The following is an 11,002-nucleotide window of genomic DNA, read 5'->3' as shown; positions in this document are numbered from 1 at the left end:
ACCCCCCACCCCTCCCGGGCGGGGGCCCCGGGCGGTGTCCGGGGCGCGCCCCGGACACGGCCGGGCACCGGAGGTCAGAAGGAGGCGCGGTCGAGCAGGACGTCCAGATCCAGGCCGGCGGGCAGGGTGCCGAAGGCGCGGCCGGTGTCCCCGGCCAGGCGGGAGACGCAGAAGGCGTCGGCGACGGCCGCGGGGGCGAGTCGCACGAGCAGGGAGCCCTGCAGCACCAGCGCCATGTCCTCGGCGACGCGCCGGGCGCGGACCTCGAAGTCGGTGGTGTCGTCCAGGGACTTGCGCAGGCGGTCGGCGGCGGCGTCCAGGTGCCGGTCGGCGCCGGCGGCGAGCGCGACCTCGGCGAAGAACGCCTCCCGCGCCTCGGGCTCGCGGCCCAGGGCGCGCAGCACGTCGAGCGCCGCGACGTTCCCCGATCCCTCCCAGATGCCGTTCAGCGGCGATTCACGAAACAACCTGGGCATCTGCGACTCCTCGACGTAGCCGTTTCCTCCCAGGCACTCCAGCGCCTCCGCCGCGTGCGCCGGAGCGCGCTTGCAGATCCAGTACTTGCTCACGGCCAGCGCGGTGCGGCGCAGCGCGGCCTCGGCCTGGTCGCCGGCGATGGCCCGGTCGGTGGCACCGGCCAGCCGCGTCATCAGGACGGTCGCCGCCTCCGACTCCAGGGCGAGTTCGGCCAGGACGTTGCGCATCAGCGGCTGGTCGGCGAGTTTCCTGCCGAACGCCCCGCGGTGCCGGGTGTGGTGGACGGCCTGCGTGACGCCGTACCGCATGCCGGCCGCCGAACCGATCACGCAGTCCAGCCGGGTCATGTTGACCATCTCCAGGATGGTCCGCAATCCCCGTCCCTCCTCGCCCACCAGATAGGCCGTCGCGCCGTGGTACTCCACCTCGGCGCTGGCGTTGGACCTGTTGCCCAGCTTGTCCTTCAGCCGCATCAGGTGGACGGCGTTGCGGGTGCCGTCGGGAAGGACGCGGGGGAGCAGGAAGCACGACAGCCCGCCGGGGGCCTGGGCGAGGACGAGGAACACGTCGCACATCGGAGCGGAGCTGAACCACTTGTGCCCGGTCAGGGCGTAGCTCCTGTCGCCCAGCGGTTCGGCGCGGGTGGTGCCCGCGCGAACGTCGGAGCCGCCCTGCTTCTCGGTCATCGCCATTCCCGCGAGCACGCCGCGCTTGCCGAGCGGCGGGCGCAGCCCGAAGTCGTAGCTCCGCGAGGCCAGCAGTGGCTCCCAGTCGGCGGCGAGCGCCGGGCTGTGACGCAGCGCGGCGATCGAGGCGTAGGTCATCGAGATCGGGCAGCCGTGTCCGGCCTCGACCTGGCTCCAGACGTAGAACTTGGCGGCGCGGGCCACGTGCGCGCCCGGTCTGGCGCTCGCCCACGGGGTGGCGTGCATGCCGTTGTCGACGGCGACGGTCATCAGCTCGTGCCAGGCGGGATGGAACTCCACCTCGTCGATCCGCCTCCCGTAGCGGTCGTGGGTGCGCAGGACGGGCGGGTGCTCGTTCGCGAGCCTTCCCCACTCCTGGGCCTGTTCCGAGCCGGCGAGAAGACCGAGCCGGCGCAGTTCCCCGGTGGCCCATCCCGCCCCCTCGCGCTGCACGCCGTCCATCAGGGCGGCGTCGGCGGACACGTCGTGTCCGGTGAGCGGGTGAGCCTGGTTGAAGACGTCATGGGTCACGTGCGGCCTCCGGTAACTCATTCGGCTCGTCGCCGGTCTCTGGGCTCATCTCAGCATCCTGCCGGAGGACTGTTGCCCTTTATTGAGTGCTATATCCGATTTACGTCCACTGTTGGACACCGGCTTCCGGAAGTTCACCCCGCCCTACGCGTCCGGCGCCGACCATGCGGGCACGCGTACGGACCACTCTCGACCACGCGGGAAGATCCGCGCTCGTCCCGACGGCGCAGGGACGAGGCGAGAGCGGGGGCGAGGGCGGGGGCGGACCGCCGGGTGAGGCCCCCGCCCGCGCGTCAGGGATTCTTGACCAGGTCGCGGACGTAGTCGTCGTCCTCGTCGCTCTCCGCGAGCACGCGCTCCGCGCCCCGCTGGGCTCGCGTGTCACCCCGGGTGGCGAGGCCGCGCGTGGCCTCGGCGACCGTGTTCAGGTCCTCGTCGTCGAGCCTGGCGGCGAGCGCGTCGCGGATCCGCTCGCTGTCCTTGGGGTCCTCCGTCAGGCCCGCCAGGCCCATGGTGGCCCAGTCGCGCACCTCGGCGTCGGGATCCTCGGTCATGGAGATGAGCAGCGCGAGCCCTTCGGCGTGCCCCGGGGGCAGGACGGCGGCGAGCGCGGCGGGGTCGGCCTGGGTGCGGGTCCAGCCGTCGGCGGTGATGATCTCCAGCACCTCGGGCAGGGCACGCGGGTCGGCGTGGTGACCGAGCGCGCCGAGCACCGAGCGCAGCACCCGCTCGTCGCCCTCGGTGGCCGCCATCCGGCGCAGAATCGGCAGCGACTCCTCCAGGAACGGTTTCTCGTTCTCGGTGAAGCCGAGCTGGGCGATCACGTCGACGGCGAACTCCCGCTTGCGTGGGTCCTCGTTCGAGCACAGCCGTGCCGTCGCGTCGAAGGTCTCACCGTCGTCGCGCCTGCTCAGCGAGCTCGCCACGGTCCACCAGGTCTCGGCCTCCTCGTCGATGTCCCGGTAGGGCATCGCCCGCTCGACCAGCTCGTCGAACGGCAGCCGCTCGCCCGTGGCGTCCTCCAGCAGGGTGGCGACGGCCGCGTGCCCGCGCTGGCAGGTGAGTTCGGCGACGCGGGTCCCGTCGGGTCCCACCGCCGCGACGGTCACCAGGTCGGTGCCGTCCTTCGCCCTGCTGCGGCCCACGACGAACTGCGAGCCCTCTGGGGCCTGCTCGGTGAGCTGCTCGAGAAGCGCGCTCTCCAGCTGGGTGCCCAGCCAGTCGTAGGCGATGGACAGCGGCGTGTCGCCGTCGCCGTCGGGCCGGTCGGCCTCGGCGCCGGCCTGCAGCAGCGTCTGTACGACGCCCAGGGCGCCGCGCCGGGCGGCCAGGGTGAGCGGGGTGTCGCCGCTCTCGTTGGCGTCCTCGGGGCTCGCTCCCGCGGCGAGCAGCGCGCCGGCCGCGTCCGCCCGCCCGTTGGCGGCCGCCCAGAGCAGGGCGGTCCATCCGCCGGCCTCCCGTCCGGACACGTCGGCGCCGGCGGCGAGCAGCGCCCGCAGGACCTCGACATGGTCCCAGGCGGAGGCCACGGACAGGGGCAGTCCCTCGTCCTCGCCGCCACTGATCCGGTTGGGGTCGGCTCCGTGGGCCAGCAGCGCGCGCACGATGTCCACGCGGCCCTGGTTCGATGCCAGGTAAAGGGCGGTGGGCTCTTCCGTGCCGTCGGGGTCGGCGCTCGTGCCGCTCCGCAGCAGCCGCTCGACCCGCTCGGCGTCGTTGGCCGCCACCGCGTCCAGGAGTTCTCGGTACATGCCTCCGGATCATATGGCGTGCCTCCCCGGCACGGCCGTACGCCGGTCCCGTGCCCTGACGGGAGGCGTCATCCGATCTGATTGTCGAGTTTCCTCCCTCAGGGGGATCCGCACGCCGGAACAACTCGCGATATGTTGTGAGTTATGAATAATCCCGGGGAAATGCGGGTCTCGGACGCGGAGCGGGAAGCCGCCGTCGAGTGGTTGCGGGTCGCCTCCGTCGAGGGCCGTCTCACCCTCGGGGAGCTGACCGAGCGTACCGAGGCGGCCTACACCGCCGTCACCCAGGCCGAGCTGGCGGTGATCACCTCCGACCTGCCCGGCGGCCGCCCGGCGCCCGCACCCGCCTACCCCCCGCCCTCGGCGAGGGAGGGCGGCCCGGTGCGGCGCTGGTTCGTGGCAGTGATGAGCAGTTCCAAGCGGCGCGGCACCTGGCGGATCGACAAGCCACTCGGCGCCGTCGCCGTGATGGGCGACGTGCTGCTCGACCTGCGCCAGGCGGAGGTGCGCACGGGGGTGGTCGACATCATGGCCGCCGCGATCATGGGTGACGTGAAGATCATCGTTCCGGACGGGGTGGACGTCGAGATCGACGGCATCGCCATCATGGGAGACAAGAAGGTCCAGGTCATCGAGGCACCCCCGGGCACGAACGCGCCGCTCGTCCGGGTCGCGGCCTACGCCCTCATGGGAAGCGTCAAGGTGGTCGGGGACTCCAAGGCCAAGCCACTCAAGAAGGCGATGGCGGCCTGGCGGAAGCAGTGGGACGAGATGCGCGCCGAACTCACCGGCGAATACGGCCACCACCGGGCAGGGCCCGGCCCCCACCAGATCCACCCCTCCAACGAGGAGCGTCCGAGGCCCCCGTGGCCCCCGGCGCCGCCTCAGCCTCCCCACCCCCCTCAACTACCCCACCTCTGAGAGGCCGCTTCACCTCTCGCTCCAGGGCAACTTCGGAGCACGTGCAACATCCCGGGATCCCCGGGGCGTAGTGATCGGTGACATACACCGACAGTGAGGATCCCCCGATGCGAGATCGGGCTGACTTCGAGCACTACGTGGAGCAGCGCTCGGCGCGCCTGTTACGGGCCGCCCACCTGTTGTGCCGCGACTGGGGCACGGCGGAGGACCTGGTACAGACGGCCCTGGCCAAGGCATGGCTCGCCTGGCGGAGGGTGGGCGACGATCCGGACCCGTACGTCTACCGCATCCTGGTCAACACCCACGCCACCTGGTGGCGCCGCAGATGGCGCGGAGAGCTGCCGAGCGCGGTCCTCCCCGAGATGCCGGACGGCGACACGATGGACGCGGTGGCCAACCGGGAGGCGGTCCGGCAGGTTCTGGCCGGGCTTCCCGGCAGACAGCGGGCTGTGATCGTCCTGCGTTACTTCGCGGACCTGCCCGACCAGCGGATCGCCGAGATCCTCGGCTGCTCGGTGGCGACCGTACGAAGCCAGGCCAGCAGAGCACTGCGCAAGCTGCGCGTCGATCCCGCGGCCGTCGCCGCGATCACCACGGGGAGCTGAGATGACGATCACCGAATCCGAGTTGCGCGAGATCCTGAACGAGGACGAGGGGGAGGGCCACAACAGGGGCGTGACCGTCGCCGGTGTCCACCGGCACGCCCGCGCGATCAGGCGCCGCCGCTGGACGGCGGGCAGTGCGGTAGCGGCCGTCATCGTCGCCGTGGTGGCCCTCAACACCCCTGCGGGCGGCGTCGCCGACGACCTCGGCATCTGGACCGGCGTCATGGCCCGGCCGTCTCCCATGGTCCCGACGACGTCACAGCCGCTGGGTGGGCCGTTTCCGGGAGACGAGGTCGCGAGCGGCGACTACAGGACCGGCGGGGTACGCGAGGAACTTCGCGTCATGTCCTGGAACAATTCGCTGAAGGTCAGTGTCCGCTGCTCCGGGCCGATACGGCGGGCGGTCGTCTGGATCGGCGACGGCCCCGCGCTGTGGCGTCTCTGCGGAACCGATCCCGATGGAAACGTCGTGGAGGTCTTCACCGAGAACCCGAGCGGTGCGGCGGGGGGCGGCGACCGTCCTGCAGGGGAGCAGGTCGTGACCGCGGCCATACTGCCCGGCGAGATCGACGCAGCGGGCAGGACGGTGAGCCAGTTGGCCCAGGCGATGGACGGCCTCTTCGACGGCTGGGAGGAGCAACTCGCCGCGGCGGAGTCCTTCCCTCTCGACTGGTCGCTCAGGGTACGGGAGATGATCTACCCGCTCTGCCGGGACAACGTGCGTCAGCTGGATCCGCGTACCGGGGAGATAGTCCGCCTGACCTGCGAGGGCAGGGACAAGGCACCCCCCGGGTGAACCCCGGGGGTCCCGAGGGTGGGGGCCGCGCTCAGGCGAGGGCGGGGTGTCGGTGGGTGGCGAGTTCTTGACGCGCTCCCCGGCCTGAAGGGCCGGGGATTCAGTCCGTGCCGCGTCATGCGGCACCTCTGTGGCTACCTGCTTCATCGGCGTCGGCCACCGCGAGCGGTGGTCTTACGTCACCTCCACGGGCGTTTAACGTCTCCGCCTCCCGCCGCCTGTCGGCGGCGGGTTTCCGTCCAGCGGCGACGGTCCGTCGACCCTCGATCAAAATGTTGCGTGCGGCGTTGACGTCACGGTCATGGACCGCCCCGCACGGGCACGCCCACTCCCGGACGCCCAGAGGCAGGGCGCTGACCACGGTCGCACACTGCGAGCATCGCTTGGAGGAGGGGAACCACCGGCCGACCTTGGCGAAGGTCCGCCCGTACCGCTTCGCCTTGTACTCCAGCATGTTCACGAACTGCGACCAGCCCACGTCGTGCACCGACCTGGCCAGCCGGGTGCGGGCCAGTCCCTTGACCGACAGATCCTCCACGTAGACGGCTTGGTTGTCACCGATCAACTGGGTGGAGAGCTTGTGGGCGAAGTCCCGGCGCGCATCAGCCACCCGGGCATGCGCGCGGGCGACCTTGACAACGGCCTTGGCGCGGTTGGCCGACCCCTTCACCGTACGACTCAGGGCCTTTTGCGCCTTACGGAGCCTCTTGGCCGCCCGGCGCAGGAGACGCGGGTTGTCGATCTTCCGGCCGTCCGACAACACCGCGAAATGAGTGAGACCCAAATCCACGCCGACCTCGGACACCGTCTCGGGCAGCGGCTCATCACCGGTCTCGACCGCGAACGAGGCGAAGTACCGCCCGGCCGCATCCTTGATCACCGTCACCGACGACGGCTCGGCGGGCAGCGGGCGCGACCAGCGCACCACCACCTCACCGATCTTCGGCAGGCGCAACCTCCCGCCCGCCGTGACGGCGAAGCGGGCGTTGCGGGTGAAACGGATCGCCTGGCGGGCATCCTTGCGTGATCGGAACCGGGGCAGGCCGACCTTCGCCCCTTTGCGCTTACCGGTGATGGAGGCGAAGAAGTTGCGGTAGGCGGCGTTCAGGTCGGCCAAAGCCTGCTGAAGAACCACGCTGGACACCTCGCCCAGCCACGCCCGCTCCGGCGTCGCCTTCGCGACGCTCAGACGCCGGGACAACTCCGCGTCGCAGACATACGCCAGGCCTGCCCGGTGGGCGTCCTGACGGGCGCGCAACCCGTCGTTGAACACCACCGGCGCGCACCCGAACGCCCGCGCCAGCGCCTGGCACTGAGCGGCGTCGGGATAGAGCCGATACCGGTAACGAAGCTGCACGGTGGCGATGGTCGCATGACGCAACGCCTGAGCGCTCGACAACTCCACGACCAGTTGGGATGCCAGATCGACGTCGCCCCCTTCACCGGCGAATCCACGCACGGGGAGCCCCGCGCCGCCCCGGTGTCCTGCACCTGGTGGGCCGAGCGGCAAGACCAGGAAGGTCAGGGCACGCCCACGCCCTGGAGGGCACTCCCGCGCCGGCCTTCACCCCAGGCCTGAAGGCCGGAGCACTGGCCCGCATTTCGGTAGCGTTCGAGCAGCACCGCGGCGACCTCGGGGGCGGCGCCCAGCACATCGGCGACGGCGTCGGCGCCCGCCGCCAGGGTCTCGCGGCGGATCCTGTCGGCGAAGTGGCCGGGGGCGAGCAGGTAGGGGGCGACCACGATCCGCGAGGCGCCCGAGCGCCGCAGGCGCAGCACGGCCTCCTCGGGGGTGGGACCGGCGGCCGAGGCGTAGGCGGCCGTCACCGACCGCCAGCCGCGCAGCCTCGCCCAGTCTCCGGCGATCCCGGCGACCGTCGCGTTGGCCCGCCGGTCGCTGGAACCGGCCGAGACCAGCACCACGGCGGTGCCGGGCTCCCCGGGCTCCACGCCCGCCTCGGCAAGGCGCCGCTCCAGCGCGGCGACGAGCAGCGGGTGCGGGCCGAGCGTGGCGCCCGCGTGCACGCGCAGCAGGGGCCGGCGCGCCGTCGCCTCGGCCAGCGCGCCGGGGATGTCGACCCGGCTGTGGTAGGCCTCGGTGAGCAGCAGCGGCAGCACCGCCGCCTCGGTGAGCCCCGACAGCGCCATGGGAAGCGTCGGGGAGGCGTGGTCGAGGTAGGCGGTGCGTACGAGGAGCTCGGGCCGCGCGTCCCGTACCAGGTCGAGCAGGGCCTCCACCGTCGCGGCGGCGCGCGGGTCACGGGACCCGTGCGCCACCGCGACCAGCGGTGTCCCGGGAGCGGCGCCGGTGGCACGCCAGGTCATACGTGGAGCCCGCACTCGGTCTTGCCCATGCCCGCCCAGCGACCGCTGCGCGGGTCCTCTCCCGGGGCGACCTGGCGGGTGCAGGGAGCGCAGCCGATCGAGGGGTAGTCGTCGTAGTGCAGCGGGTTGATCAGCACCCCGTTGTCGGCCATGTAGTTGTCGACGTCGTCCTGCGTCCACCGGGCGATCGGGTTGATCTTGACCATCTGACGCTTGGCGTCCCACTCGACGACCTTGACGCCGGCGCGGGTGACGGCCTCGTCGCGGCGGATGCCGGAGACCCAGGCGAGGTACGGCTCCAGGGCGCGATTGAGCGGCTCGACCTTGCGCAGGTAGCAGCACAGGTCGGGGTTGCGCCCGAACAGGCGCGGACCCAGGTCGCGCTCCTGCTCCGCCACGGTACGGGACGGCTTCACGTCGATCACGTTCACGTCGTAGACCTGCCGGACGGCGTCACGGGTGCCGATCGTCTCGGCGAAGTGGTATCCGGTGTCGATGAACAGCACGTCCACGCCGGGCTTGACCCGGCTGACCAGGTCGATCAGCAGGGCGTCGCTCATGGAGGCGGTCAGGCAGAGCCGGTCGCCGAAGGTCGCCGCCGCCCAGCGGATGATCTCAAGGGCCGAGGCGTCCTCAAGGAACCGTGCGGCCGACTCGACGATCTCCTGCAGGTCGAGCGTCCCGCGCTGCTGACGTAACCCGACTTCGATGTCCACCAGTGTCATCGCTCGCTCATCCAATCCTCGTTCGCCGCGCGGGCAGGTCGTGCCTCGCGGGCCGTCGCGCTCGTCGTCGTGCCGGAACTCACCGTGCGGGCCGTGCCGGTCGCGGTGACCTCACCGGTCGGAGAGGTCTGCGCGGCCGTCACGTTCGCCGCGTCGGATTCGCCGTGCGTCACGAGCGCACCCCGATTCCGAGAAACTTCAGCTTGAAGGCGCGCACGCACGACCGGCAGTACCAGCCACCGTCGCCCTCGTAGGGCTCCAGGTCTTCCTCACCGCAGTACGGGCAGTGGAAGGGAACGGCTCGCTCGCTCATCCGCTCCTCCTCGCCCGGCTCATCTGGCCCGTTACCGAAAGGGCGGCGTGTCGGCCGTTCACTTCAGGTCCGCGTCGTCGGCGCGCTGCACCCAGTCGGAGAAGGTCTCGTCCTCGTCCTTCTGCTTCTCGAAGTTGCGGAGCACGCGCTCCACGTAGTCGGGAAGCTCCTCGGAGGTGGCCTTCAGGCCGCGGACCTTGCGGCCGAAGCCGGGGTTGACGCCCAGCGAGCCGCCCAGGTGGATCTGGAAGCCCTCGACCTGCTCGCCCTTGTCGTTCACGACGAGCTGGCCCTTGAGGCCGATGTCGGCGACCTGGATGCGGGCGCAGGAGTTGGGGCAGCCGTTGACGTTGATGGTGAGCGGGCTCTTGAAGTCGGGCAGCCGCTGCTCCAGCTCGTCGATCAGGTTGGCCGCGGTGACCTTGGTCTCGACGATGGCGAGCTTGCAGAACTCGATCCCGGTGCACGCCATGGTCTGGCGGCGGAAGGTGGAGGGGTTGACCTGCAGGTCGCCCGCCTCCAGCTCGGCGACGAGGCTGTCGACCCTGTCGGGCGCCACGTCGAGGATGACCATCTTCTGCTCGACCGTGGTGTGCACCCGGTCGGAACCGTGCCGCTCGGCGATGTCGGCGATGAGGTTCAGCTTGTCGCCGTCGAGGCGGCCGACCTTCGGGGCGAAGCCGACGTAGAAGTTGCCGTCCTTCTGCGGGAAGACGCCCACGTGGTCCCGGCGGCCGCCGCGCGGCTGCTCGGGCGCGGGGCCGTCGGGCAGGACGTATCCCAGGTATTCCTTCTCCAGGACGTCGCGGAACTTCTCCGGGCCCCAGTCGTTGATCAGGAACTTGATCCTGGCCCGGTGGCGCAGGCGGCGGTAGCCGTAGTCGCGGAAGATACCGATCACGCCACCGTAGGCGGGGGCGACCTGGTCCGGGGTGAGGAAGACGCCCAGCCGCTTGCCCAGCATCGGGTTGGTGGACAGGCCGCCGCCCACCCACAGGTCGAAGCCGCGCTCGCCGTTCTCGTTAACCACGCCCACGAACGCCACGTCGTTGATCTCGTGCACGGTGCAGTGCGCCGGGCACCCGCTCACCGCAGCCTTGAACTTGCGCGGCAGGTTGGAGTAGGCGGGGTCGCCGATGTAGGTGTCGTGGATCTCCTGGATCTGCGCGGAACCGTCGATGACCTCGTCGGTGTCGATCCCGGCCAGCGGGCAGCCCAGGATGACGCGCGGGGTGTCGCCACAGGCCTCCGTGGTGGACAGGCCCACCGACTCCAGACGCTCCCAGATGTCGGGAACGGCCTCGATCTCGATCCAGTGCAGCTGGATGTTCTGCCGGTCGGTGACATCGGCGGTGCCCCTGCCGTAGAGGTTGGAGATGTCGGCGATGACGCGCAGCTGGGCCAGGTTGAGCCGGCCGCCGTCGATCCTGACCCGGAGCATGAAGTAGCGGTCGTCGAGCTCCTCCGGCTCCAGGATCGCGGTCTTGCCGCCGTCGATCCCGGGCTTGCGCTGGGTGTAGAGCCCGAACCAGCGCATCCGGCCGCGCAGGTCGGATGGGTCGATGGAGTCGAAGCCGCGCTTGGAGTAGACGTCGATGATCCGCTGACGGACGTTGAGCCCGTCGTCGTTCTTCTTGTTCTCCTCGTTCTTGTTCAGCGGCTCACGGTAACCGAGAGCCCACTGACCTTCGCCGCGCGGGCGCTTGTGATGTCGGTTCGCCGACCGGGCTGGGGTCGTCATGCGCGCGTCCTTTTGTGGCTCGATGGAATGATTTCCGGACGCGCACAGGCGGCACCTCCCGCCTCATCGTCGAGTGCGGGGGTCGATTACTCAGAGGAGGACGCCTGTTACGCGGCCGAGCTGGGTGAAAT

At 70.9% G+C, this 11,002-nt stretch carries 11 protein-coding genes; 3 read left to right on the top strand and 8 right to left on the bottom strand.

Features of this window, described 5'->3' with window-relative positions; all coding sequences use genetic code 11:
- Nucleotides 1–74: 74 nt before the first annotated feature.
- Nucleotides 75–1,694, bottom strand: a complete 1,620-nt coding sequence (locus ABZ664_RS14960; RefSeq protein WP_362508697.1) for an isovaleryl-CoA dehydrogenase — start codon at nucleotides 1,692–1,694, stop codon at nucleotides 75–77.
- Nucleotides 1,695–1,987: 293 nt separating this feature from the next.
- A complete protein-coding gene (locus tag ABZ664_RS14955) occupies nucleotides 1,988–3,445 on the bottom strand; it encodes an ankyrin repeat domain-containing protein (RefSeq protein ID WP_362508693.1) in 1,458 nt (485 codons plus the stop codon).
- A gap of 144 nt (nucleotides 3,446–3,589) precedes the next feature.
- On the opposite strand from ABZ664_RS14955, the gene ABZ664_RS14950 reads away from it, so the two are divergent.
- From ABZ664_RS14950 to ABZ664_RS14940, 3 genes are all read left to right on the top strand, one after another.
- Nucleotides 3,590–4,366, top strand: coding sequence for a DUF1707 domain-containing protein (locus tag ABZ664_RS14950; protein ID WP_362508690.1), 777 nt, complete (start codon nucleotides 3,590–3,592; stop codon nucleotides 4,364–4,366).
- Nucleotides 4,367–4,473: 107 nt separating this feature from the next.
- Nucleotides 4,474–4,971, top strand: coding sequence for a SigE family RNA polymerase sigma factor (locus tag ABZ664_RS14945; RefSeq protein WP_362508687.1), 498 nt, complete (start codon nucleotides 4,474–4,476; stop codon nucleotides 4,969–4,971).
- Nucleotide 4,972: 1 nt separating this feature from the next.
- Nucleotides 4,973–5,767 (top strand): hypothetical protein, encoded by a 795-nt coding sequence (locus tag ABZ664_RS14940; RefSeq protein ID WP_362508685.1) that lies wholly within the window; start codon nucleotides 4,973–4,975, stop codon nucleotides 5,765–5,767.
- Nucleotides 5,768–5,882: 115 nt separating this feature from the next.
- Here the strand turns inward: ABZ664_RS14940 and ABZ664_RS14935 are convergent, their stop codons facing one another.
- The 6 genes from ABZ664_RS14935 to ABZ664_RS14910 all read right to left on the bottom strand — a co-directional run bounded on the left by ABZ664_RS14935 (nucleotide 5,883) and on the right by ABZ664_RS14910 (nucleotide 10,871).
- The gene (locus ABZ664_RS14935; RefSeq protein WP_362509231.1) at nucleotides 5,883–7,124 is read right to left on the bottom strand and encodes a transposase; all 1,242 of its coding nucleotides are present in this window, start codon (nucleotides 7,122–7,124) and stop codon (nucleotides 5,883–5,885) included.
- 164 nt (nucleotides 7,125–7,288) lie between these two features.
- Nucleotides 7,289–8,092, bottom strand: a complete 804-nt coding sequence (locus tag ABZ664_RS14930) for a sirohydrochlorin chelatase (protein ID WP_362508682.1) — start codon at nucleotides 8,090–8,092, stop codon at nucleotides 7,289–7,291.
- Complete coding sequence (locus ABZ664_RS14925; protein WP_350946719.1) at nucleotides 8,089–8,817, bottom strand: phosphoadenylyl-sulfate reductase; 729 nt, start codon at nucleotides 8,815–8,817, stop codon at nucleotides 8,089–8,091. The genes ABZ664_RS14930 and ABZ664_RS14925 overlap by 4 nt, the downstream gene beginning before the upstream one ends.
- A complete protein-coding gene (locus ABZ664_RS14920) occupies nucleotides 8,814–8,990 on the bottom strand; it encodes a hypothetical protein (protein ID WP_362508679.1) in 177 nt (58 codons plus the stop codon). The genes ABZ664_RS14925 and ABZ664_RS14920 overlap by 4 nt, the downstream gene beginning before the upstream one ends.
- Nucleotides 8,987–9,130 carry a hypothetical protein gene (locus ABZ664_RS14915; RefSeq protein ID WP_012893136.1) on the bottom strand — a complete coding sequence of 48 codons (144 nt, stop codon included), beginning with the start codon at nucleotides 9,128–9,130 and terminating at the stop codon, nucleotides 8,987–8,989. The genes ABZ664_RS14920 and ABZ664_RS14915 overlap by 4 nt, the downstream gene beginning before the upstream one ends.
- Nucleotides 9,131–9,188: 58 nt before the next feature.
- On the bottom strand, nucleotides 9,189–10,871 hold the full coding sequence (locus ABZ664_RS14910) for a nitrite/sulfite reductase (RefSeq protein WP_362508675.1): 1,683 nt from the start codon (nucleotides 10,869–10,871) through the stop codon (nucleotides 9,189–9,191).
- Nucleotides 10,872–11,002: the final 131 nt, after the last annotated feature.

The organism is Streptosporangium sp. NPDC006930 (genome assembly GCF_040635605.1).
Lineage (GTDB): Bacteria > Actinomycetota > Actinomycetes > Streptosporangiales > Streptosporangiaceae > Streptosporangium.
The sequence above is the reverse complement of the archived record's forward strand: the minus strand, read 5'-3'. Positions and strand labels throughout refer to the sequence as shown.